Below are 24560 nucleotides of genomic sequence, written 5' to 3'. Positions count from 1 at the left end.
TTAGTTTTCCTCTTGAATCAAGCTCCGTTGATACATAGCAATTCGTTTGTGGTCTTCGGATAATGTCCGCGCTAGACTAATGAAAATCGGTAAAAGCTGACGATATTCATGCATCGCTTCTTCATTTGGTACATGGCGATGTGTTTCCCCAATCATCTCGGATACGACTTCGAACGAATCGATTTCCCCTGTCGCATACAGTCCGAGAATACAAGCGCCAAGACATGAACTTTCGAAACTTTCCGGAATGACGACTTCCGACTCAAAGATGTCCGCCATCATTTGGCGCCAGACTTCAGACCGGGCAAATCCACCGGTTGCCTGAATCCGCGTCACAGGACCATCCATGCATTCGACGAGTGCGAGGAAGACGGTATACAGATTGTAGATGACGCCTTCTAGTGCTGCCCGAATCATGTGCTCTTTTTTGTGTGAGAGCGTCAAACCGAAGAATGAACCGCTGACGTCCGGATTCCATAGCGGTGCTCGTTCACCGGACAAGTAAGGATGGAACAACAGACCGTCGGACCCCGGGCGGACGCGTTCGGCAATCTTCGTCAGGACAGCATACGGATCGATACCGAGACGTTTTGCTGTCTCGACTTCTGCTGAAGCGAGTTCGTCTCGAATCCAACGTAAGACCATTCCACCGTTATTGACGGGGCCGCCGATGACCCAGTGGTCCTCGGTCAGTGCGTAACAGAACGTTCGTCCTTTTTCATCCGTCTGTGGACGATCAATGATCGTTCGGATGGCACCGCTCGTTCCGATCGTGATCGCGATTTCCCCTTTGCGAATCGCGTTGACACCTAAATTGGAGAGGACACCGTCACTAGCACCGACTAAGAACGGCGTATCGACGGATAATCCCATTTGTCGTGCGTAATCAGTATTGAGTCCGGTACATGACGTCGTTGTCGGTACGGGTTCCGATAAATAGCTTGCATCGATACCTGCGACATGCAATGCGCCCGTATCCCAACCTAATTCATGAATATTAAAGAGACCAGTTGCTGAAGCGAGAGAGTGGTCGATGACATATGTTCCGAACAGTCTTTGGAACACGAACTCCTTGATCCCGACATACTTTTTCGTTTGAGCGTGGAGCTCCGGACGATCTTCGACGAGCCAACTGATTTTGCTAAGCGGTGACATCGGATGAATCGGTGTCCCGGTCCGGTGATAGATCGAGAGACCATATTGTTCCTTAATCTTGTTCGACCATGCTTCACTCCGACTGTCTGCCCATGTGATGCAGGCAGTCAACGGTTGATGTTGTGCGTCCATCGCAATCAAACTGTGCATGGCACTACTGAACGCGACGAACTTCGGTGGCATGCTCGGATGACGTTTTGTGATCAAGCGGATGGATTCGAGTACGGCATCAAAAATTTCTTCCGGATCCTGTTCCGCCGTCGAACGGTTCGGTGTGTGGAGTGGGTAACCGACGTTCGTTTGTCCGATGACCTCTCCTTTTGTCGTAAATAAGACTGCTTTCGTACTCGTCGTTCCGATATCGACGCCTAACATGTATTCAGTCATGTGAATCGACTCCTTTCGACATCATTTGTTGCGTTTTCCAGAGATCTTCGACTTCCTGAACATCATCAAAGTTCTGATGTAAGGAAGCAACCATCCGTTCACGATCCCCTGTCTCAATCGCTTCGATATACAAGGCATGGTTCGCGAGGATGCGTTCGAAGTCTTCGATGTCTTCCTCGAATCGTACCCGCATCGATAGGAGGATGAAACTTTCCATGACTGGTTTGAGATTTTGCCAAATCATGCTGACATACCCATGATCAATCGAGCGGATGATTGTTTCATGAAACAGTACGTCTTGGAAAGAGAATTCATCAGCATCCTTATATTTGATAGCAACCTTCATCATTTCGAGAATTTTGCTGAGTTCACGGACGAGTTCTGCCCGTTCGACCTTAACAAGTCGCTCGAAGACGAACGTTTCGATGAGTAACCGGACATCATAGATTTCTTGAATGTCGCGCTCGGATAAACCGACGACGACCGCCCCCATTCGTTCGAGACGAATCAACTGTTCGGCTGCAAGGACCTTTAACGCATCACGGACAGGTGAGCGACTGACTGAAAAATCAGAGGCTATTTTGTTTTCGGATAAAATGGTACCGCTTTCAATTTTTCCTGAAATGATCCGCATTCGTAGTTCGTGCGCGACACGATCTCCGGCAGAAGCTTTTGACAACCACTTCAAGGGGTATAACAGTTCTGACATAGAATCACCTGATTTCTAGAGTGGGTATACTTGTATACAAGTTAGTATATACGTTTTTTTCTAAAATGCAAACGCTTCACTTAAATATTAGAGATTCAACTGGCAATCAGGAAATCGGTTCCAAATATGTTAGGGTGAAGGAGTAATCAATAACCAGAACGGGTAAGGAGGAGATAGTACATATGAACATTTTAGTTGTAGGTGCAGGAGCAGTCGGAGGTTATTTCGGGGGCCGTCTTGCTGAGCAAGGTGAACAGGTGACCTTTCTCGTCCGTCCGAAGCGATATGAACAATTACAAAAAACAGGTCTACAGATCACTAGTCCTCATGGCGATATCACGATTACGCCTCAGTTAGTGACACGAGACATGCGACCGGATCACGTATTTGATGTCGTTTTGCTTTCGACGAAAGCCTATCACTTAGATGATGTCTTAGAGGATCTTACGCCATTCGTTTCGAACGAGACGTATATCATTCCTTTATTGAATGGCATGCAACATATTCGTCGGTTAACAGAAGTCTTCGGAGAAGAGCGTGTACTGGGCGGTCTTTGCTTCATTGAATCGACGCTTGATGCAGAAGGACGCATTTTACAGACGAGTCCGTCACATCGACTGTTGTTTGGCTCACGAACCGGCAAACCAACAGCTCGTTTGCAGGAGATCGCAACACGTTTTGCGAAAGCGAAGGCACCGATGGCGTACTCGATGCATATCATGGATGACATGTGGCAAAAGTATCTTTTTATTTCGACATTTGCGGGTGTGACGACGCTATTTCGTTCAGCAATCGGTTCGATTCGGGAAGAAGCTGTCGGGCGTCAGATGATTGTAGACGTCATGAACGAAGCGAAACAGGCGATGGAAGAACAGGGCGCGGTCTTCAATGACGATACAGAAACGGTGCTATTGAAGCAGATGCATGCGATGGAAGATACGATGAAATCGTCGATGTTGCGCGATATGGAAAAAGGTCAGCCAGTCGAAGTGGAACATTTTTTCAGCGCCTTGTTAAAACCTACTTCGACAGAACGGTTCAGAGCTTTAAAATTAGTCGAAGCAAACTTACGCATGTATCTTGGAACGATTAAATAGTTACATTTTTCTATTTTAGAAAAATAATGGAGTAGTACAAATGTTTCGTTTTGATGACGAAAGACCTGTTTCCCCTAGGAATCGTTGACTTCCGAAATAAAGTTCATCTATTGTTAATGAGATTGAAAAAAAGTGATAATATATTTTTCCGCATTTTTTCTTGCAAGGACGAATGAAGCAGACGAGAGGGGAAGTTTATCCATTATGAAACGTATTATTATTCGTGCAGGTATGACACCATTCGAACAGTTCGATGCTCCTTATTTGATGAAACATAATTCCATTGGAGGAAACGTTGGAAATCTCATTTATCAATACAGTATCTTTCGGACGTTGATGACAGAAGGTACGACGATTACACCGGACTATTACTATTACGATGAAGAACGGGCGGACGAAATCAATGCCAACTTTGATCTTTATGTCATTCCGTTAGCGGATGCATTCCGAAAAGAATTCGTACCGACGTTGCGGAAGTACACCCGCCTTATCAAGAAATTAAAAATTCCAGTCGTCGTCATCGGTGTAGGCTTACGTGCACCGTTTGAACCAGATCTAGACGGCGGATTCCCGTTCGATGAAGATGTCAAAGCATTCGTCAGCGCTGTACTTGAGCGCTCAAGCATGCTTGGTCTTCGTGGGGAAATCACGTCGAAATACTTGACGCGTCTTGGTTTTCGCGAAGGCATTGATCATCGTGTCATCGGATGTCCTTCGATGTACGCGTTTGGTCGCGACTTACATATTCGTGAAACGAACATTACGCCCGAGTCGATGATTACGGTCAACTCGTCACGTTTAGCACCACAAAATGTTCTTGATTTCATTACGCGCGGAATGGAAGAGTATCCGAATCATTACTTCATTCCCCAATGGATGAAGGAACTGAAATTGACGTATACAGGAACGCATCCGATCGCAGATTTGTCCGTGACGAACTATCCGGTGAAGATGTCGGATCCTGCTTACATGAACGATCGTGTTCGTTTCTTCTTGAACGCACAAACATGGTTCGATTTCATCGGGCAGGCAGACCTCAGTTTTGGTGCGCGCTTGCATGGAAATATCACAGCAACGCTTGCGGGTACGCCGAGTATCCTCATTCCAAAGGATGCACGAATGCGCGAACTAACGGATTATCATCAGTTGACGCATATTTGGGCGAACGACATCAAAGCGGATACACAATTATCCGACGTCGTAGCCAATGCTGATTTCCAAAGTCCAGTACGTGTTCAAGCACGTAACTTCGACAACTTCGTTGACTTCTTGAACGTGAATGATCTTGAACACATTTACCAAGAGACGAATTATCCTGAGAATGTGCCGTTTGACCGTCAAATGGCGCAAGCGGAACTACTTCCACCGGTTCAACCGATTTCTGGCGTGAGTCTCGAAGAAGCAGTCGCCCGTTTCGAACGGTTCTTCCCGGAACAAGAGAAGAAGATCGCGGATGCGCAAAAACAGGCAAAAGCGCAATTGGCCGAAAAAGATAAGAAAATCAAAGCATTGCAGAAACAAACAACGACGACTCAAAAAGATCAGGAAATTGCGGCGCTCAAAGCGCAACTGGCTGCCCAAACGAAGAAAATGAAGCACCAGCAAGGGACATTGAACCGAAAAGCGGTTCGGGCAGCCTTAAAGACAGCGGATCTATTCGCAAAAAAATAAAGTGTTCTAACATTCCGGGTCATTACGATACGGAATGTTTTTTGGTAGGAGTATTCTGAATTGCGTTGACAATCCGGAAAAGACTTGATAGGGTTAGGAACAATTACATACTTATCCAGAGAGGTGGAGGGACTGGCCCTATGAAACCTCAGCAACAGGTCGAAAGATACTGTGCTAATTCCTGCGGGTGTTGCACCCGATCGATAAGATTTCCGAATTGTCGACCGACGCATCCGTGAGGATGCGTTTTTTGTTTGAAATAGGTGGAACGAGGAGGAAATGGATTCATGAAAACGAGCGGAGCGTTTCGACGCAAGATGGAATCACGTCATCTGATCATGCTGTCGTTAGGAGGCGTCATTGGAACAGGATTATTTTTAAGTACAGGTTATACGTTGGAACAAGCGGGACGTGTCGGAACGATTTTGTCGTATTTGATCGGAGCCGTCGTCGTCTACTTAGTCATGTTAAGTCTCGGTGAACTCGCTGTGCACATGCCGGAAACCGGATCATTCCATAAGTACGCAACGAAGTATATCGGACCCGGTACCGGTTATACGGTGGCCTGGCTCTACTGGCTGACGTGGACGGTCGCCCTTGGTTCAGAATTCACGGCAGCAGGCATTTTAATGCAACGTTGGTTCCCGTCGATTCCAGTCTGGGTGTTCAGTGCATTATTCGCTGCGATGATCCTTGGTATCAACGTCTTGAAGGTCCGCGTATTTGCTGAAGTCGAGTTTTGGTTCTCCGCCATTAAGGTCGTAACGATCATTGCTTTCATTTTACTTGGTGCGGGAGCCATCGTTGGCTTCATCCCATTACAAGATGGTAGCCCAGCCTCATTCTTTTCTTCCTTAACGGAAGGAGGATTGTTTCCAAATGGGGCATTTGCGATCTTCATGACGATGCTTGCCGTGAACTTTGCTTACTCAGGAACGGAATTGATCGGCGTCGCAGCGGGTGAAGCGGTCGATCCGAAGCGGACGATTCCGCTTGCGATCCGAACAACGATTTTGCGACTCGTCCTCTTTTTCGTCGGTACGATCATTGTATTAGCCGTCTTATTGCCAACGGAAGGGAAGGGCGTGCTCGAAAGTCCATTCGTCGCGGTGTTCGAACGAATCGGGATTCCGTATGCGGCAGACGTGATGAACTTCGTCATTCTGACAGCGATCTTATCGGCAGCGAACTCTGGGCTTTACGCTGCCTCCCGGATGCTTTGGTCGCTTGCGAACGAACGCATGATTCCGCGTTTCTTCGCCCAGGTGACGCCAAGTGGGGTTCCACTTCGAGCTGTTTTGTTCAGCATGCTTGGTGGAGGACTTGCTTTGCTTTCTAGCATCTATGCAGCAGGAAGTGTCTATATCGCGCTCGTCTCGATTTCCGGTCTTGCTGTTGTCATCGTCTGGATGAGTATCAGCGTTGCGCAGTATCGCTTCCGGAAACAATTCCTCCGCGAAGGGCATACGGTCGACGAATTGGTCTATCGTACACCACTCTTTCCATTGGTACCGATCGCCGCTTTCGTCGTCTGTTTGATTTCCCTGATTGGTATCGGATTTGATCCGACGCAACGAGTCGCCTTGTATTGCGGTATCCCATTCATCGTGATCTGTTATGTCGTTCATGCGTTCACGAATTCTTCTCAGAAACGGAGTGTTGAAAATGTCCCGAATCAAAAATCCAGTTGATCAACGATTACAGGAAGTTCCTTTCCTGATTTTAGATGGTGCGCTTGCGACTGAACTCGAACAAAAGGGATTCGACCTGAACGATCCACTCTGGTCGGCACGCCTCTTAATCGAAGCACCGGAACAGATTGAGCGTGTCCATCACGATTACTTTGAAGTGGGCGCCGATGTTGCGATCACCTCAAGCTATCAAGCAAGTATCGAAGGATTTAAGCAACGTCATATCACGACCGAGGAAGCACAAGCGTTAATTCGACAAACGGTTACCTTAGCGCAAGACGCACGGACGCGTAGCGGAAAGAATGCCGCACTGATCGCGGGATCGGTTGGTCCTTATGGTGCCTACTTAGCAGATGGTTCTGAGTATCGCGGTCATTATGGAGTGTCAGCAGATGTGCTAGAAGCCTTCCACAGACCGCGCATCGAAGCATTGATTGAAGCGGGGGCTGATCTGCTGGCATTCGAGACGATTCCGTCGCTTGAGGAAGCTGTCGTGTTGTTCGGGATTCTCGAAGCGTTCCCGGAAGTGTCTGCTTGGCTGACGTTCTCGCTTCAAGATGCGACGCACATCAGTGAGGGAACACCGCTTGCGATATGCATCGAGACGATCGGACAGCATCCGCAACTTGCAGCAATCGGCGCAAATTGTTTTCCGGCATCCTACGCGACCGACTTCATCCGTCACGTTAAGACGTTGACGAGTGTTCCAATCATTGTCTATCCGAACTCCGGTGAAGTCTATGATCCGGTCGCAAAGACGTGGTCGGGTACGAATCAGTGCACGTCGTTCCAAGCCATCGCAAAGACATGGTATGAAGCTGGAGCACGATTGATTGGCGGTTGTTGTAGAACTTCACCGGAACATATCGCGCAAATTCGTTCGGTTTGCCAGGTTTCTCATACGTGATGAATGATGACGAAAAAACGGACACGAAATCAATCGATTTCGCGTCCGTTTTTTTAATGGTGTGATTCCATTACCGTTCGCGCAAGGCGCGATTGAATTGTTGCAATAGGCGTCCGAAATCTTCTGCATCATCCGCTGGCCAGTCTGTCAGTAGACGTTCGATGCTCGCGAGACGTGCGGTTCGGTAGATGGTGAGTTCTTGTTGTCCTTTATCTGTAATATGATAGAAGAAGGCTCGCCCATCTGTCGGATCTTTTACTTTTTCAACGAGTTGCTTCTGATCGAGTGCCGCTGCTTGACGACTGACGGTCGAGACATCGAGCTGAAGTTCACGGGCAAGTGTTTTAACACCGACGTTGCCGGAATCCGCTAATTGTCGCAGTAAGAGATAAGAAGCACGGTCCAAATTACGATTGTCTGCCGTCGCCGTCGTTAAGCGCCGGATCAGGATCGCTAACTCGAGTTCAATGGTTTCGAGTGATTGTTGAGACATCGGGTATCTCCCCTTTCAAAAAAGTCTCTCTGTCCCTCATGATTACCCAATGTGGATAAGCTGTCAATGCGAAAAGCAGGAGGCTTGACAGAGTTGTAGTTGTATTATACAATCATTTTTGTTCTTTTAATTGTATCATACAACTTTCGTAGATGAGAAACGAACGACAAAGGAGAATTCAGATGAAAGCTTATGAATCGATGAAACAAGAGGTCATTACGGTAAACGATACAGATCTGATTCGTACGGTCATCGAACGATTCATTCAATCTGGTATTAGCGGCGTACCCGTCATCAATGCCGAGCAAGAGGTCGTCGGTTATATCAGTGACGGAGATATCATGCGCGCGATCGGAAAACACAAGGACATCATCGTCGATACATTCTTATATGTAGATGTCATCAAAGGAGACGAAGAAGATTATGAAGATCGAATTCGTCATATCTTGAATCGACCTGTCATGGAACTTGCACGCCGGAAGGTTGTAACAGCAGACGCTGATACAGAAATGGAAGAGATTGCAGCAACGCTCGGTTCAAAACGGATCAAAAAGCTTCCAATCCTTAAGGCAGGACGTCTTGTTGGGATCATTAGTCGAGGCGACGTCATCCGCCATTCGTTTAAACAGTTCATATAATACATTCAATAGAAAGAAGGGACACTATGGCACTTGCTGAAAAAACAACGACGCTTGAGCCGGAAACGGTATTAGCGGAAAGCAAACATGGATTATTCCATCAACCGGTTGCTGTTTGGGCAGTCTTTTTCGCCAGTATTACAGCATTCATGGGAATGGGACTCGTCAATCCCGTGTTACCGACGATTGCCGAGAATTTAGAAGCGTCCAAAAGTGAAGTAACGCTCTTATTTACAAGTTATAACGCCGTCATGGCATTCGCGATGTTAATTACAGGCGCGATCTCATCACGGATTGGTCAAAAAGGAACATTAATGCTCGGGATCGCCGTCATCGCAACTGTTGCTGGTTTTGCTTCACAAGCAGACAGCATTTGGACGCTCGTCGCGTTACGCGGTGGATGGGGACTTGGGAACGCTTTGTTCGTCGCAACCGCACTGGCTGCGATCGTTTCGCTGTCGTCAGGCGGAACAGCAAAAGCCATCATTTTGTATGAAGCAGCCGTTGGTCTTGGGATTTCGATTGGACCGCTATTAGGCGGAACACTCGGTTCGATCACATGGCGCGCCCCATTCATGGGTGTTGCGACAATCATGGTCATCGCGTTTCTCGTCTTGCTCTTCTTGATGCCAAAACCAGCAGCATCTGCTGCACCAAAACAAAAGTTATCATTAAAAGCACCGTTCCAAGCGATGAAGCATCGTTCGCTCTTGACACTCGGGATCGTTGCGGCGCTTTATAACGTTGGTTTCTTTACGATCATGGCCTATGCACCATTCGTCATGAAACTACCAGCGAAAGGACTCGGATTCGTCTTCCTCGGTTGGGGGATGTTGCTTGCGATCACATCAGTCTTAACGGCTCCGAAACTGAAACAATGGTTCGGAACGATCAAAGCGATGATCATGATGTTGATCACATTCGCGATCTTGCTTCTTTTAATGGGAATCTTCACGGAAACTCCAGCCGTCGTCATCGTCTGTGTCATCTTGGCGGGAGCTGTGCTTGGGAATAACAACACGCTCATCACGACAGCTGTCATGGATGCAGCACCTGTCGAACGTTCGACAGCATCTGCGGCATACAGTTTCCTACGTTTTCTCGGGGCAGCCATCGCGCCATTCATGGCCGGTAAATTGGCTGAAATCTTCAACGCAAATCTACCGTTTTATGTCGGAAGTGGCTTCGTCCTCTTATCCGTCATCATCATCGGGGTCAATCTCAAACACATTCGCCATATCGACCGGACGGAAGGCGGACATTAATTCGATAACAAGACAGCCGAAGCGCATTCGCTTCGGCTGTTTTTGATTAAAATCAAGAGGGGTACATGGTTCTTAACGTGCGGATCGAGTGCTCGATCATTTCCCGAAGTACGCCTAAGTCGATGTCAGTCAGTCGTTTTACGTAGATGCAGGACTTACCGCGTCGATACGTACCGAGACTGGCAAGCAGTCGTTCTGAGACTGCGTCTTCACCAAGTGCGAGATAAAGGACGAGGTTCGTCTTCCGCGGAGAAAAGCCGACATAAAAGCTATCGCCCTCGCGGCCGGAGGCATAGCGATAATGGTAGGAACCAAAACCAATCAAGGATGAACCCCAAAGTACGGCTTCATATCCCGTGACATCTTCGAAGAACTGACGTAGTGTGATACCATCTGCTTGACGTTGCGGCGGTTCGACTTGTGTCAGAAAGGCATCAACGGACTGTTCGGTAGGACCTGTCTTTGGCGTATCAGGCATAAGCAGACTCCTTTCGGATGAAGAAGATATGGGTTACTTTCGAGAAGTGCTAGTAAATATCCTGTGGCTCAGAGGTGGAAATCGAATGAAGCATCGTATCGTGTTTCGAGGAGAAGAAAGCAGTGTACTATGGGAAATCTTACACGTATATCCAACGCAAGAAGAACTAACGATTCAGATGGTAGGGCGGAATAGTGAACACCAGTTTTCAGTTACATTCAATCAATATGATGCGTTCATCCGTAACTTTGCTCACGTCCATGAGTCGTTACACGGTGAAGTCGTATTCGAGCAGGGAGTAATTCGACTCCGCTTACGCTATGACCGACTTGGTCGTGTCTTCATCAGTTGGTCTGACGGACAAACGAGTCACCAGTTTCGCAGTGATCAAAGTTATTTAAGTGAGGCGTTAGCACAACTTGGCGTCTACTGAATCAGCTGATGAAAGGCGCTAATACAAAAAGAAGGGACGACATTCGGTTACAATATCGAATGTCGTTCCTTCTTTTTTTAATGTGATGGGAGCGATTGATGTAATGGTGTGTTGATCAAGTTGAAGCAAAACGCAATCGTTTGTTCATATTCGGATAACGGAATCGATTCATCCACTTGGTGTGCGAGACGGAAATCATGGAATGAAGCGATTGCGATTGGAAATGACTTTTTCGCTTGGCTGAACATCGCACCATCCGTTCCACCTGGAATAGCGATTTTTCGTGGTGTCACGCCGCTAACCTGCTCCATCGTATCCGCGACCTGTTGCAAGAAAGGCGCCTGTTCATCGGTTTCACAAGAAGGAATATCCTTGATGACGGTCACGTTCATATCAAACTCGGAATCTTCTGCTACAAGACGACGCTCGATAGCTGTAAAGGCAGCAAGAACGTCCGCTCGACCGAACCCGGGAATCGTCCGAATATCCATATAAAAGGAAGCCTGACTCGGAACGACATTCGGTCCTTCGCCTCCTTTTATGGATGTGATTGACGCGACGACTGGACCAAGCGCCGGATGATGATTCGCTGTAATCGAGAAGCGTTCCGACTTCACTTCCTGGATGACGCGATAGACGTCATCGATCGCATTACGTCCGAGTTGAGGGGCAGAGCTGTGTGCACTTTTCCCACGACATGTCACTTCGATCCCAACGACACCTTTTTGTGCATAACCGATCATTCCGCTTGTTGGTTCTGTGATCAGTAAAGCGTCTAAATCATCCGCGTGTCCTTGTTCGGTCAAATGACGAGCACCCGTCATTCCATTCTCCTCATCGGATGTAATCAGAAGTTTGATAGTGTTTGGTCGTTCTTGACGTTCTCTATATTGAATCAGTGCTTGCACCATTGCCATGACACCTGATTTCATATCAGAAGCCCCACGACCATAGATGCGGCCGTCTTCGATTTCGCCACCATATGGATCTTTCGTCCAGCCGTCTTCTTGAACTGGAACCGTATCGAGATGACCAGATAGACCGAGGACGGCAGGACGTGAAACATCCTCGCTCGCAGGGACGGTCGCGACGAGACAAATTCGTTTTGGTGAAACTTCAATCCATTCTGTCGAGATCTGATGATCGACCAATACATCGTACACGTAACGTGCGACGGCTTCTTCTCCGTCCATCGGATTGACACTTGGAATTTGAAGACACCGTTGTAAGTAAGTAATCGCTGTTTGCATGAATTTTTCCCCCTTTACCTGTAGTGTACCCTGATAAAAATACTTCAGGGAGGTAAACTGATTCAGAAAATAATTTACGGTACTGAACGTCTTGAGGTAAAAGAAAAGCGGTGCAACTAAAGGGTTACACCGCGCATTGCTCATTCACTTTTTTCTGCTTCGTCTTTCCACTTCGAATCGATTAACATCTCTCCCGGCCATGTATAAGCCATGATGCCGCCATCCGCCGTGATGTCCTCACCTGTGACATATGAGCTGTCGTCAGAAGCAAGGAAGAGGGCGACCGTTGCCATCTCGCGTGGTTTACCGAGTCGACCGAGTGGTGTGATCCAGGCGTTCGCATCGCGGAACTGTTTGCCTTGTTCTTTTTCTTTTTCACCGACGAGTGTATCGATGAGTGGTGTTTCAATCGTTCCTGGCGATAACGAATTGACACGAATACCATGACGCGCGTAATCGATTGCCATCGCGCGAGTGAAGTTCGCGATCCCGCCTTTCGCCGCGTTATAACCAGACCGGTTCAAGTCAGCTGCGCGACCCGACATCGATGACGTGTTGATGATCGAACCACCGTTATCCAGCATGAGTGGAATCAAGAATTTACTGACGAGGAATGTACCGCGTAAATCGACAGCGATGATCCGGTCGAAGAGATCGATTGGATACTCGTGGACTTTCCCGCCTTGTTCATCGATTCCGGCATTGTTGAAGAGGACGTCGACCGTACCGTATGTCTCTTTGACATGCTTCGCAAGTTGCTCAACACTCTCGACGTCTGAGACGTCGACATGGACGGCTTCCGCTTTCCCGCCTTGTTGTGTAATCTGTTCTACTGTTTGTTTTGCTTTTTCAAGTGAGACATCGGCACAAACGACCGTTGCTCCTTGTTCTGCGAATACAAGCGCAGTCGCTTGTCCAATCCCTGTTGCCGAGCCGGTAATGACAGCTATTTTTTGATCCAGTCTACCCATTGCTAAATCCCTCCTAAGTCGTATCGTTCACCTTATGAAACATTCCCGGAGAAATGGAGATTAAACCCATCGATGCGTCTAGTAATAGAAGATAAGGGGTACATCTACAACAGCATAATCGCTGTAAAAAGGGAGATGAGAACGCTGACATCCGATCAATGGCAACTTGCCAAAAAATTATTACAGGAAGCTGTCGAGTATCAAATGACGCTCGAGAAAAGTGCGTTCGCAGATCAACTGATTGATCAAACGACACCTGTCCTTTGGTTTGGTGATGCGACGCGTAGCAGTTGGGTGACGATCGCGACGAACCCATCCCGAACGCAGTTTTTAGACCGGACGGGCGCATTACGATTCGACGAGACCGGTCCGCTCTTTATTCGTCCGAAGTCGATGTCATGGGAGGATTATCTCCAGGAGGAGACGCTGACAGATTCAATCCGGCGCTTCAATCGTTACTTTAAACAACCAAATGTGTACCGGACCTGGTTCGGTCGACCAGGTGGCGGTAAACTCGAAGGATTCTTGAACGGACTCGGTGCGTCGTTTTACGAAAAGACGTTTGATCCAGTCATTCACTTGGATTTTTTTCCATTTCCGACGCACCACTACATGGGAGCGATCAAAGAACGCAGCGTGTTGGAAGATAGTCCGTTCGGTCAGACATTTTTGTTACGCCTGCTTGAACTGTTTTCGATAAAAGGAATCATCCTGCTCGGTAAGGAACACACGGAACGATTTGCGAAGCTCGAACCAGATATCGATTGGACAACCTATCGACCAACGGATTATCCAGACGCGATTTTTCAAATCGGCTTTTCATCACAATTTCAGGTCCCCGTGGTCGGTCTCCACTTCAAACCAAGTGAGCAATTCATCGGTCTCGGTAATCGAAAAGATGAAAACGGCGTCAGCCATGGCACCTATGGGTCAGCGGAACACTTACGTCAAATCGGAAAAATCGTCCATGAAAAAGTCGTAAAAAATAGCGGGAAAGAAGATTGACAGATATTTAGAACTCCCTAATAATAGGAGATGAATTAGCACTCTATACGAATGAGTGCTAAAAAAAGGGGAGGCAGAATAAGCATGGAAACGAAACAATTTAAGGCGGAATCAAAACGATTGCTGGAGATGATGATTCATTCCATCTATACGCATAAGGAGATTTTCCTGCGCGAATTGATCTCGAATGCTAGTGACGCCATGGATAAGATGTACTATAAAGCATTGACGGACGATACGATTTCGTTCGAGAAGGAACACTACAAAATTACGATCGAACCAAATAAAGAAACACGACAGCTCGTCATTCGTGATACAGGAATCGGAATGACGAAAGACGAGCTAGAAGAAAATCTTGGAACGATCGCGAAGAGTGGATCGCTTGCCTTTAAGGCAGAGAATGAAGCACAAGATGGTCATGATATCATCGGTCAATTCGGTGTCGGATTCTATTCCGCGTTCATGGTCGCAGACGTCGTCACTGTCGTTACGAAACCGTTCGGTAGTAAGATCGCTTATAAATGGGAATCGCGTGGTGTCGAAGGCTATACGATCGAGGAAGTCGACAAAGAAACCGTCGGAACGGAGATTACGCTCCACATCAAGGCGAACGAGGAAGAAGAATCGTATGACGAATACCTCGAGACGTATCGTCTGCGCAACATCATCAAGAAATACTCGGATTTCATCCGTTATCCGATCGAGATGAAGGAACTCGAACGTCAGCCGATCGAGGGCAGTGACGAGACGGAAGAGGTCGAGGTCGTCAAGACGATCAACAGCATGGTGCCGATCTGGCGGAAGAACAAACGAGAATTGACAGACGAAGACTATTCGAACTTCTACCAAGAGAAGCGGTATGGTTTTGACAAACCGGCAAAACACATTCATATCAGCGTCGATGGCGCCGTTCGTTATCAATCGATCTTATTCATTCCGGAACAGGCACCGTACGATTATTATTCGAAAGAATTTGAAAAAGGACTCGAGCTTTACGCGAATGGTGTCTTGATCATGGAAAAATGCAGTGATTTGTTGCCGGATCACTTCAGTTTCGTCAAAGGAATGGTCGACTCGGAGGACTTATCGCTTAACATCTCGCGTGAGTTGTTGCAACACGATCGTCAATTGAAACTGATCGCGAAAAATATCCAAAGTAAAATTAAAACACAACTCGAAGCACTTTTGCGCGAAGATCGCGCGAAGTACGAAACGTTCTATCAAGCGTTCGGACGTCAGCTGAAGTTTGGTATGTACAATGATTACGGCATGCATAAAGAACAGGTACAGGACCTCATCCTCTTCTACTCAGCGAAGGAGAAGAAGTTGATCACGCTCGCAGAATACGTCGCAGCGATGCCGGAAGACCAAGCGCATATCTACTACGCCGCTGGTGAGAGCACAAATCGTTTGGATAAATTACCGCAATCCGAGCTCGTCCGTGATAAAGGATATGACATCTTGTACTTCACGGAAGAGATCGATGAGTTCGCGATTCAGATGCTGATGACGTATGACGAGAAAACATTCAAATCAGTTACGAGCAGTGACTTAGGAATCGAAGCAGAAGAAGCAGAGACGACAGAGGCACAAGTAGAAATGTTCCAAGCGATGCAGGAGATCTTAAGTGGACAGGTCAAGGAAGTCAAAGCATCGACGCGTCTAAAATCGCATCCTGTCTGCTTTGCGACAGACGGCGCCGTCTCAATCGAGATGGAGAAAATCTTGAAAGCGATACCGAATAATGAAGGGGTAGAAGCGGTCAAGATTCTCGAGTTGAACCCGTCACACCTAGTGTTTAAATCTCTTGAATCAGCTTATCAAAATGACCGTTCGAAATTTGAGCGCTATACAAAACTGATGTATCAACAAGCATTGCTTGTCGAAGGACTCCCACTCGAGGATCCAGTAGCATTCGCGAATGATGTGTGTTTATTAATGGTTTAAATTGAAATGACGCTATCCGTATGAGGATGGCGTCATTTTTCAAAAAAAGAATGAGCTACTCCGCAAAATGCTGAATGAGCTGTTTCATTAAGTACGGTTGATTCTCTTCAAACTGTTTTTTCCGATGACCATTCGCACCAGATGGATGAGGGAAGCCTGAAAGAAGCTGATGCTGTTCGATTCGTCCATCATGAATCAAACTACGGACTTGTGCTTCGACGACACGACCAAGTGGAATCAACAGTGTCGGTTTTCGTAGCTGATTGATTTCAGCGACGAAGTGTTCCTCCGCATAATGTCTCAATAAAGGACTGCGACTGATCTTCGGTTGATGCCCCGAATAATTTTTTTCCCGATAGAAGACGGGTTGCTTTAACAGTGACGTCGGATGTAATAATTTCTGATGTTGATGAAATAAGCTAGCCGTCGTCTCGATTCCAAGCAATGCTGGAAGCTCAAGTGCATCTAACATCTGGACGAGATTACGTCGCATCGTTCCAGCAAAACTGGCTGTATATTTGACGAGCCGTGCCGTCTCTTCTAGCGAAGCACCATGATGGAGCGCATCCGTCGCTTCCTCAAAGGCGATTCGCATCTGTTCAAAGCCAGGTGTGATCCCGACGATGACGACTTTAGCCTCAGTATTGATATATTCACCGATCGGAGAATAGTAGACGGTTAGATTATTCTCCTGTTGCAATAAAAAATCATCCGTCCATAATTCATCACGTCGTAACGTACGATCGTCAGGTAAGCTACGAATGACTTGTTCAAATATAGTTAACGAATTCATGAAAGGTCCTCTTCTCTCTGTATTGGCACTATAATAACAAATAATACCATTTGAGACAAATACACCCTTTCACTATTTTGATAGGGGTACACAAAAAGGACTCAAGACGAGTCCTTTTTAGTTTATTGCGCGCGTTCTTTGACCGAAGCGACTTCGTACGTCAGAATTTCGCTACCGAGCATTGGCGATTCTCCGGCTTCACTATTCGCCGGTCGACTATGGGACGCTTTGAAATCGTCACTTTCCCGCCATGCTTGGAAACTCTTCATATCTTCCCAGTACATGTTGACGTTCATCTCATCATGTTCTTCGATGTTTTGTGTCAACAAGACCTCGACGCGGATGAATCCATCCATCGTATCAAGTCCACTTGGACGTGTAAAACGAGGAGCGAGGGCAGCAGCCATGCCTTTTTTGACTTTAATACGGTTCGTAACGACGATCATTATGAAATCCCCTTTCAAAAAACGAATAATGTACTTCTTCAGTATAGTACGATGAAGGCAAGAATGCCGGAAAGAAGGAACAAACGATGAATGAACAGGAATACGATCAACAACTACGAATTGAGACCATTGAAATGCAACATCTTTATAGTGTGTTTAGTCACTACAATCGATATGAACCAACGCCCTATGCAGCATTAGACGAACTGTGCGAAACGTATTTGTTTCAAAAACAGGATACTGTCATTGACTTCGGATGTGGGAAAGGGCGCTTGAACTTTTACTTACACGACCGTTTTGACTGCTCCGTCATCGGAATCGAGATGAACGGACAATTTTACGAAGACGCGATCCGGAATATGGGGAACTACCAAAGTCGACGGAAGCGGCGCTCCGGAGGTTTACGATTTGAACAGGCGTATGCCGAGCAGTACGTCATTCCGGATGAGGCAAACAAGTTTTATTTTTTCAATCCATTCTCTTCGCAAATTTTCATGAAAATAGTCGATCACATCTTAAGTTCAGTCGAGCGCTCCTCGCGTTCAGTTGATCTCATTTTGTATTACCCAACCGATGAATACCGGGAGTATCTAGAGCGCCATACCGTATTTGATCAAGTTGATGAGATTCGATTGCGGGATCTTTATGACAAAAATCACGACGAGCGATTCGTCATCTATCGTTTTGATCCGAACAAACTGCTTCAAAACGGGTATGAATACAGTGATGAGCGAAATAAGGGATGAGGAGGTCGGATGATGATCCGTTTGGAGCATGTGACGAAGGAATTTGCGCCGGGACGGGGGATATTCGATGTCAGTTTTACGGTTGAGCCGGGTATGATATTCGGTTTTATCGGACCAAATGGATCCGGAAAATCAACGACGCTCCGGCATTTAATGGGACTACTGGCTGCGGACGATGGAAAAGCAATCGTGGGCGGTTTTGATTGCTGGAATCAAAGTAAAGAAGTAAAGCAGTTGGTCGGTTATTTACCGGGTGAAATTAGTCTGCCTGGAGACATGACAGGAGCAGACATGCTGGATTTGATGCAGCGACTACACGGCAGCGATCCGGCACGGCGGCAATTGTTGTTGAAACGGTTTCCCTTTGAGACGAAGACAAAAATCCGAAAGATGTCAAAAGGAATGAAACAAAAACTGGCACTTGTCGGTTGTTTCATGAAGGATGCGCCGGTCTACCTACTCGATGAGCCGACAAGTGGACTTGATCCCTTGATGCAAGAGCGTTTTTTAGAGTGGATTGAACAGGAGAAACAAGCGGGAAAAGCGATCTTGATGAGTTCGCATCACTTTCCAGAGATGGAAAAGTCGTGTGATCGAGCCGCTTTAATCAAAGCGGGTCGCATCATCGTCGAATCCGATATTCATGCGTTGATTCGATCGAGTCGAAAGGTGTACACGATCGTTTTTCAAAGCGAGACGGAAGCGGCGCAATTCGCGATGCAAGTCGGCGTTGAACCGAAGCGGACAGAAGTCAGTTTTCAAACGGATGAGACGTTGACCTTAAATCAGGTGATTGCTTTTTTAACGCAGTATGATGTGCGATTGATCCGACAATCGGCGGATGATCTAGAACAGGTCTTTTTGCATTATTACGGCGAGGAGGAACCATCGTGATGTTGCTAATCCGCTCTTTATTCAAGCAAGTCAGAAAGCCTGTTCTTGCTTATGCGATTGGAACGAGTCTTTATTTGTTGATGCTTGCGTTGCTTTATCCATCGATGATGAAGACAGGTTTATTAGAAGCAAAGCTTCAAGCATTACCCCCGGAAGTCTTAAAAGCATTCCAATACGATAAGGTGACAGGATTCAATAATGTGCTTGATCTGCTCGGTGGGAATTATTACGGATTGATCTTCCAAGTCATCGCGAGTCTATTTTTACTCTCGCTAGCAGCACGACTCGTCGCGCGACCAATCGACAATGGAGAATTGATCGTCTACCTAGCGGCACCGATCACACGAAATGACTATACGTTAGCAGTTGCAAGCGTCATCGGACTCGCTAGTCTTCTTTTCGTCACGCTGAACGGTCTCGTATTGATGGTAGCGGATTGGTGGATGAGCGGAATTACGATCGATACTATGGTATTATGGCGAATTCAACTCAATGCGCTAATGTTACTCTTTGCAATTGGTACATTTACGTTATTCATTGCGACGTTATTCGATGAAGAACGACGTGCTTTTTCGCTTGCTGGTAGTGTACTCGTCCTATCGATCGTCTTGACGATTCTGTCTGAACTGAGTGACAAGACAGAGTGGCTCCGTTATCTATCCGTCTTCTCCTTATTCAATACGACGCAATTACTAGAAGGAACGAATCATTTTCTGCTCCATTCGGTCATCCTATTCGTCCTATTTCTCATTTTCTTGACTGGAGCATTCGTTCAATTCGGGCGTCGAAGTCTGTCGATTTGATCGAAAGTGACGAAAAAAATTTACAGAAACTGAACATTTAGGATTTGAACGTTGCGTCACGCGCTGATTTTTACTAAGATAAAGGAATGTTGTAGTTCTGGAAAAAGAAATGAGGTCTTTTGAAATGAATAAACCATCCATTTATGGATTAACGCTTGAGCAGATGACAGAATGGTTATCGAATCAAGGGCACAAACCATTCCGTGCCAAACAAGTATGGGATTGGCTCTACCGTAAACGTGTCACGACTTTCGCGGAAATGACGAATGTCAACAAGGATTGCCTTGAGTTGTTAGATCAGAGTTTTACGATTGACTCGATGACAGAAGCGGTCAAGCAAGAATCAGCAGACGGAACAATTAAGTTCCTCTTCAAATTATATGATGGCAACTTGATCGAAACGGTTTTGATGCGTCATAAATACGGTCTTTCTGTCTGTGTTACGACACAGGTTGGCTGTAACATCGGCTGTAGCTTCTGTGCAAGTGGTCTCATCAAGAAGAGCCGCGACTTGTCAGCAGGCGAAATCGTTGAGCAGATCATGAACGTTCAACATCACCTCGATGCAGTCGGAAACGAAGAACGTGTCAGCCACGTCGTCGTCATGGGTATCGGTGAACCGTTCGATAACTTCGACAACATGGTCGACTTCTTGAACGTCATCAAGGACCACAATGGTCTTGCAATCGGTGCGCGTCACATCACGGTTTCAACAAGTGGTTTGGCAGACAAGATCTACAAGTTCGCTGACTTAAAACTCCAAGTCAACTTAGCTATCTCGCTTCACGCACCAAACAATGAATTGCGTACGCAAATCATGAAAATCAACCGGGCGATTCCGCTTGAGAAATTGATGCCAGCAATCGATTATTACGTTCAAACAACGAACCGTAAAATCACGATCGAGTATATCTTGCTTCGTGGCGTCAACGACCAAAAAGAACACGCGGTCGAACTCGCGAAATTGTTTGAAGACAAACGTCACCTGACGTATGTCAACTTGATTCCGTACAACCCAGTCGATGAGCACGGTCAATATCAACGCAGTACGTCTGAAGATATCACGACGTTCTACGATACATTGAAGAAGAACGGCTTGAACTGTGGTGTTCGTCTTGAGCACGGAACAGATATCGATGCTGCGTGTGGTCAATTACGTAGTAAGCAAATCAAAAAAGATAAAGTAGCATCCAAATAATTCGTTGGGCTTCTCATCGTTTCGGTGGGAAGCTTTTTTTACGATAAGAAATGAGGACATCCTATGACACGTATACGATTCAATGATTTTAACTTAAGCACACCGATTCTCGACTCGATCGAGCAACTCGGATACACGGCACCAACCGAAGTCCAGCAATCGGTCATTCCCGTCGTATTATCCGGAAAAGACGTCATCGTCAAATCACGGACAGGAAGTGGGAAGACGGCTTCCTTCGCAATCCCCCTTTGTGAACTCGTCGAGTGGGAAGAAAACAAACCACAAGTCTTAGTCTTGACGCCAACACGTGAGCTTGCCTTGCAGGTCAAAGAAGACATCATGAACATCGGACGCTATAAGCGGATCAAAGCGACGGCCGTCTTCGGCAAGCAACCGTTCCGTGGACAAGTCACGGAACTCAAACAAAAGACACACGTCGTCGTCGGGACACCGGGACGTGTACGCGATCATATCGAGCGGGGCACGCTATCGCTTGAGAAAATCCGTTACGTCGTCTTGGATGAAGCCGATGAAATGCTGAATATGGGCTTCCTCGATCAAGTCGACGCCATCTTGTCCGAGTTACCAAAAGATCGGATGACACTCTTATTCTCTGCGACCTTCCCGGAAGATATCGCACAGTTGAGCAATCGTTACATGGATGCACCGAAACGAATCGAAGCGGGTGAAACCGTCGTCTCAACGATTACGCATAGTTATATTCCGGTGACGGATAAGACGAAGTTCGCGATTCTAAAAGATGTCCTCGTCGCTGAAAACCCGGATCGCTGTATGATTTTCTGTCGGACGAAAGAACATGTCGATTTCGTTGCAAATGGTCTCCGTGCACATGACTATCCGGTTGAAGCGATTCACGGAGGAATGGAACAAGACGATCGACTTGATGCGATGAAGGCGTTCCGTGCCGGTAAATTCCGGATTCTCGTTGCAACAGACGTCGCAGCACGCGGTATCGATATTGAGAACATCACGCATGTCATCCAGTATGATCTCCCTGTCGAACGAGAAAGCTACGTTCACCGGACCGGTCGGACGGGTCGTGCAGGAGCAACTGGACAAGCAATTAGTCTCGTCACACCAGCAGACGAACGTCGCCTGAAGGAAATCGAGCAATATCACGGGAAGCTGACACGCCGCCAAGCACCGACGGAAAAGGACTTGATGCGGACAGCGGATGCGTTCGAAGAGAAAATGGCGACGGCAGATACGCGTTCGTCGAAAACGGAACAGCTCGATGCCGACATCATGAAGTTGTTCTTTAACGGCGGAAAGAAAAAGAAACTTCGTGCCGTCGACTTCGTTGGAACGATCGCGAAGATTGAAGGCGTCACAGCAGACGATATCGGGATTATCTCGATTCAGGATACGTTGACGTATGTCGATATCCTGAACGGCAAAGGTCCGCTTGTCTTACGAGCGATGAAGACGACGAAAGTCAAAGGGAAACAATTGAAGGTGTATGAAGCATTCAAGAAGTAAAACAAGCCGGTCCATCTCCGCTTAGGCGAAGAGGGACCGGCTTGTTTGCGTTAAAGCATGTCCGAGATGAAGTCCGCTAGCGGCTGCTTGGGCAAGAGAGTGCGTTGCACCAGAGCAATCACCGATCGCATAGACACCGGAGCATGTCGTCTCAAACGTTTCTGACGTCTCAAGCATCGGTGCGTAAAACTTACCATCTAGTCCATAAAGTAACGTATCTGCTGGAAGTTCCGTCTCAAGGAGTCGCTCGAGGCGTTTAAAAAAACCTTCCAAGACGAGGAGGTCTTCCACAGGTACTTCCGCGTGTAAATCTCCAGGGGAAGCAGCTAGCGAAGGGATGATTCCGTTATGAAGCAATTGATCCGTTGTTGTCGCTCGCGATTTTCGAAAGTCACTGAGGCGCTGGACAACGATGCGATCCTGTCCTTGATTGATTCCTCCGATAACGCGTGTGGCGTATGCATTGGCTTGTGCTAACGTCGAAAAATAACGCGGGAGAAACAGTGTAAAGTTCAAATTCGTTGATCCATCTGCCGTCTCATGGACGTTTTGACCGTCCGGCATGACGAGTCCTTCTTGATATTTGCGGATGATCCGTCCGCATGGATTCATGCAATAGGTGACGGCTTTACCATAAGGTGAGTCGTAACCGAGCTTTGTCTCGAACGTCTCCTGTAGTAATGTTCGAAATAGTGCCTCATCCGTCTCGACCCGCACTCCGAGATCAAGTCGGGTCCGCTGTGGGATGACACCAAGCGTCGCTAACTGTTGCAACGTAAAGTCTGCACCGGAACGACCTGTCGCGAACACGATCCGTCGACTTACGAAGGTTTCGTCCGCTGTTTTAATCGTAAACGCCTCCGACTTCGTGATCTGTTCGATCGTCGTTTCGAAACGAGCATCGAGTCGTGGCAATAAAGCATCCTCAAACGCCGTGAAGACGCCAACTGTCCGTGCTGTGCCTAAATGACGGACGGTCGTCTCGACCGTATGGAGACCAGCACGACGGGCGCGAATTGCGACAGCAGGTGAATGCGTCGAGTAGGTCTCGATCATATCGGCACCGTATGTACATAAAAGATTATCGACTTCTTGGAACAGTCGTCGTGTCGTCTCTTCACCGATTTTTGAGACGAGCTCTCCGCCGAATCCCATCGCATAATTGAATTTTCCTTCTGATTTTCCAAGCCCTGCAAATCCAAGATACGCATCTTCTACTGTTCGCTTGCGGATTGGTTTTCCGGCATCGAGCAGTAAGACGCATTGCCCATCTTCAACGAGCTGATGAGCAAGGAAGATTCCCGCTACACCGGCTCCGATAATCGTCACATCATACATTACAGACGCCTCCTTTTCTCTGAGTATACAAAAAAGCCGGATTCCTATAAAAGGAATCCGGACTGAGTGAGATCGCTTATTTCCATTCTGCGATGTCAGCGATTGGTAGACGAACCGATGGGTATCCTGCATCTACTGCTTTACCGATTGAAAGCAACATGACTGGGAGGTAACGCTCTTTTTCAAGACCGAATGCTTCCGCGATTTGATCTTTTTCGTAACCGCCGATTGGGTTTGTGTCGTAACCGTGCGCACGAGCGACGAGCATCAATTGCATCGAAACGAGACCTGAGTCGATCAAGATGCTGTCACGTAATGTTTCAACGTCTTCTGGACGGTAGAAACCTTTGATGGCTGGTACTTGGCGATCGCGTACTTCTTGTGGCATGAGACCTTTTTCAACAGCCATATCGTAGATTGTCTCGATGCTATCGACCGCGTTCATGTCACCGAAGACAGCGATGACAGCAGAAGATGTCTCGACTTGGACTTGGTTGAATTTCGCGAGTGGTGCAAGTGTTGCTTTTCCTTCTTCGCTATCGATGACGAGGAAACGCCATGGTTGCATGTTGACAGAAGAAGGTGCAAGTGTTGCTTCTTCAAGGATTTGTGTCATTTCTTCTTTTGAAATTTTTACGTTCGTGTCGTAGTTACGAATCGAGCGACGTCCTTTAACGATTTCCATGAAGTCCGTTGTTGTTTGAGTAGTCATAATTATTCAATCTCCCTTGTGTATGTTTTTTCT

General features: G+C 47.0%; 24 protein-coding genes and 1 riboswitch. Of the genes, 14 read left to right on the top strand and 10 right to left on the bottom strand.

The features are described from left to right. Entirely contained in the window at positions 1-1542 is a 1542-nt protein-coding gene (gntK, locus tag VJ374_RS15705; RefSeq protein WP_290756001.1) for a gluconokinase, read from the bottom strand. After that, complete coding sequence (locus VJ374_RS15700) at positions 1535-2251, bottom strand: GntR family transcriptional regulator (protein WP_035411797.1); 717 nt, start codon at positions 2249-2251, stop codon at positions 1535-1537. The genes gntK and VJ374_RS15700 overlap by 8 nt, the downstream gene beginning before the upstream one ends. A 182-nt stretch (positions 2252-2433) precedes the next feature. Here VJ374_RS15700 and VJ374_RS15695 point away from each other — a divergent pair, with 182 nt between their 5' ends. The 4 genes from VJ374_RS15695 (at position 2434) to mmuM (ending at position 7617) form a co-directional block, all read left to right on the top strand. After that, on the top strand, positions 2434-3348 hold the full coding sequence (locus tag VJ374_RS15695; protein ID WP_329469597.1) for a ketopantoate reductase family protein: 915 nt from the start codon (positions 2434-2436) through the stop codon (positions 3346-3348). A 204-nt stretch (positions 3349-3552) separates the two neighbouring features. Then, positions 3553-5019, top strand: coding sequence for a polysaccharide pyruvyl transferase family protein (locus VJ374_RS15690; protein ID WP_035411802.1), 1467 nt, complete (start codon positions 3553-3555; stop codon positions 5017-5019). A 108-nt stretch (positions 5020-5127) separates the two neighbouring features. After that, positions 5128-5229: riboswitch (SAM riboswitch) on the top strand. Positions 5230-5306: 77 nt separating this feature from the next. Continuing rightward, on the top strand, positions 5307-6710 hold the full coding sequence (locus tag VJ374_RS15685; RefSeq protein ID WP_329469594.1) for an amino acid permease: 1404 nt from the start codon (positions 5307-5309) through the stop codon (positions 6708-6710). Next, entirely contained in the window at positions 6685-7617 is a 933-nt protein-coding gene (mmuM, locus tag VJ374_RS15680; protein ID WP_329469593.1) for a homocysteine S-methyltransferase, read from the top strand. The genes VJ374_RS15685 and mmuM overlap by 26 nt, the downstream gene beginning before the upstream one ends. Before the next feature lie 70 nt (positions 7618-7687). Here mmuM and VJ374_RS15675 read toward each other — a convergent pair whose 3' ends face one another. After that, a complete protein-coding gene (locus VJ374_RS15675; protein WP_035411811.1) occupies positions 7688-8110 on the bottom strand; it encodes a MarR family winged helix-turn-helix transcriptional regulator in 423 nt (140 codons plus the stop codon). Positions 8111-8292: 182 nt separating this feature from the next. Between VJ374_RS15675 and VJ374_RS15670 the strand changes: the two genes are divergently transcribed. Both VJ374_RS15670 and VJ374_RS15665 read left to right on the top strand, forming a co-directional pair. Continuing rightward, a complete protein-coding gene (locus VJ374_RS15670; RefSeq protein ID WP_035411814.1) occupies positions 8293-8748 on the top strand; it encodes a CBS domain-containing protein in 456 nt (151 codons plus the stop codon). 26 nt (positions 8749-8774) lie between these two features. Continuing rightward, positions 8775-10013: an MFS transporter gene (locus VJ374_RS15665; RefSeq protein WP_035411817.1), complete on the top strand. Its 1239-nt coding sequence runs from the start codon at positions 8775-8777 to the stop codon at positions 10011-10013. A 52-nt stretch (positions 10014-10065) separates the two neighbouring features. Here the strand turns inward: VJ374_RS15665 and VJ374_RS15660 are convergent, their stop codons facing one another. Further along, the gene (locus tag VJ374_RS15660) at positions 10066-10491 is read right to left on the bottom strand and encodes a DUF1801 domain-containing protein (RefSeq protein WP_290753691.1); all 426 of its coding nucleotides are present in this window, start codon (positions 10489-10491) and stop codon (positions 10066-10068) included. A gap of 85 nt (positions 10492-10576) precedes the next feature. Between VJ374_RS15660 and VJ374_RS15655 the strand changes: the two genes are divergently transcribed. After that, positions 10577-10924, top strand: coding sequence for a hypothetical protein (locus VJ374_RS15655; RefSeq protein WP_035411823.1), 348 nt, complete (start codon positions 10577-10579; stop codon positions 10922-10924). Positions 10925-11001: 77 nt separating this feature from the next. Here the strand turns inward: VJ374_RS15655 and VJ374_RS15650 are convergent, their stop codons facing one another. Together VJ374_RS15650 and VJ374_RS15645 are read right to left on the bottom strand one after the other, a co-directional pair. Beyond that, positions 11002-12174 (bottom strand): M20 family metallopeptidase, encoded by a 1173-nt coding sequence (locus VJ374_RS15650; RefSeq protein WP_056064719.1) that lies wholly within the window; start codon positions 12172-12174, stop codon positions 11002-11004. A gap of 140 nt (positions 12175-12314) precedes the next feature. Beyond that, positions 12315-13145, bottom strand: a complete 831-nt coding sequence (locus tag VJ374_RS15645; protein WP_035411826.1) for an SDR family oxidoreductase — start codon at positions 13143-13145, stop codon at positions 12315-12317. Positions 13146-13280: 135 nt separating this feature from the next. Between VJ374_RS15645 and VJ374_RS15640 the strand changes: the two genes are divergently transcribed. Further along, positions 13281-14150, top strand: a complete 870-nt coding sequence (locus VJ374_RS15640; protein WP_329469588.1) for a PDZ domain-containing protein — start codon at positions 13281-13283, stop codon at positions 14148-14150. A gap of 84 nt (positions 14151-14234) precedes the next feature. Continuing rightward, positions 14235-16097: a molecular chaperone HtpG gene (gene htpG, locus VJ374_RS15635; protein ID WP_329469586.1), complete on the top strand. Its 1863-nt coding sequence runs from the start codon at positions 14235-14237 to the stop codon at positions 16095-16097. A 55-nt stretch (positions 16098-16152) separates the two neighbouring features. Here the strand turns inward: htpG and VJ374_RS15630 are convergent, their stop codons facing one another. Both VJ374_RS15630 and VJ374_RS15625 read right to left on the bottom strand, forming a co-directional pair. Beyond that, entirely contained in the window at positions 16153-16890 is a 738-nt protein-coding gene (locus VJ374_RS15630) for a uracil-DNA glycosylase family protein (RefSeq protein WP_329469584.1), read from the bottom strand. 122 nt (positions 16891-17012) lie between these two features. After that, positions 17013-17336: a heme oxygenase gene (locus VJ374_RS15625; protein WP_035411837.1), complete on the bottom strand. Its 324-nt coding sequence runs from the start codon at positions 17334-17336 to the stop codon at positions 17013-17015. A gap of 86 nt (positions 17337-17422) precedes the next feature. Here VJ374_RS15625 and VJ374_RS15620 point away from each other — a divergent pair, with 86 nt between their 5' ends. The 5 genes from VJ374_RS15620 to VJ374_RS15600 all read left to right on the top strand — a co-directional run bounded on the left by VJ374_RS15620 (position 17423) and on the right by VJ374_RS15600 (position 22477). Then, positions 17423-18082, top strand: coding sequence for a methyltransferase (locus VJ374_RS15620; RefSeq protein ID WP_329469583.1), 660 nt, complete (start codon positions 17423-17425; stop codon positions 18080-18082). A 12-nt stretch (positions 18083-18094) separates the two neighbouring features. Further along, positions 18095-18976, top strand: a complete 882-nt coding sequence (locus VJ374_RS15615) for an ABC transporter ATP-binding protein (protein WP_329469582.1) — start codon at positions 18095-18097, stop codon at positions 18974-18976. Beyond that, a complete protein-coding gene (locus VJ374_RS15610; RefSeq protein ID WP_329471074.1) occupies positions 18976-19779 on the top strand; it encodes an ABC transporter permease subunit in 804 nt (267 codons plus the stop codon). Before VJ374_RS15615 ends, VJ374_RS15610 begins: the two co-directional genes overlap by 1 nt. A 124-nt stretch (positions 19780-19903) precedes the next feature. Further along, complete coding sequence (rlmN, locus tag VJ374_RS15605; RefSeq protein WP_023469793.1) at positions 19904-20977, top strand: dual-specificity RNA methyltransferase RlmN; 1074 nt, start codon at positions 19904-19906, stop codon at positions 20975-20977. A gap of 63 nt (positions 20978-21040) precedes the next feature. Beyond that, positions 21041-22477 (top strand): DEAD/DEAH box helicase, encoded by a 1437-nt coding sequence (locus VJ374_RS15600; RefSeq protein ID WP_035411845.1) that lies wholly within the window; start codon positions 21041-21043, stop codon positions 22475-22477. A 21-nt stretch (positions 22478-22498) separates the two neighbouring features. On the opposite strand, the gene VJ374_RS15595 is transcribed toward VJ374_RS15600, so the two are convergent. Together VJ374_RS15595 and VJ374_RS15590 are read right to left on the bottom strand one after the other, a co-directional pair. Next, positions 22499-23815, bottom strand: a complete 1317-nt coding sequence (locus VJ374_RS15595) for an NAD(FAD)-utilizing dehydrogenase (protein ID WP_329469579.1) — start codon at positions 23813-23815, stop codon at positions 22499-22501. A 76-nt stretch (positions 23816-23891) separates the two neighbouring features. Next, a complete protein-coding gene (locus VJ374_RS15590) occupies positions 23892-24527 on the bottom strand; it encodes a nitroreductase family protein (RefSeq protein WP_023469790.1) in 636 nt (211 codons plus the stop codon). Between the last annotated feature and the right edge of the window lie 33 nt (positions 24528-24560).

The organism is Exiguobacterium sp. 9-2 (assembly GCF_036287235.1).
Classification (GTDB): domain Bacteria; phylum Bacillota; class Bacilli; order Exiguobacteriales; family Exiguobacteriaceae; genus Exiguobacterium_A.
This window is presented reverse-complemented; position numbering and strand designations above follow the sequence as displayed.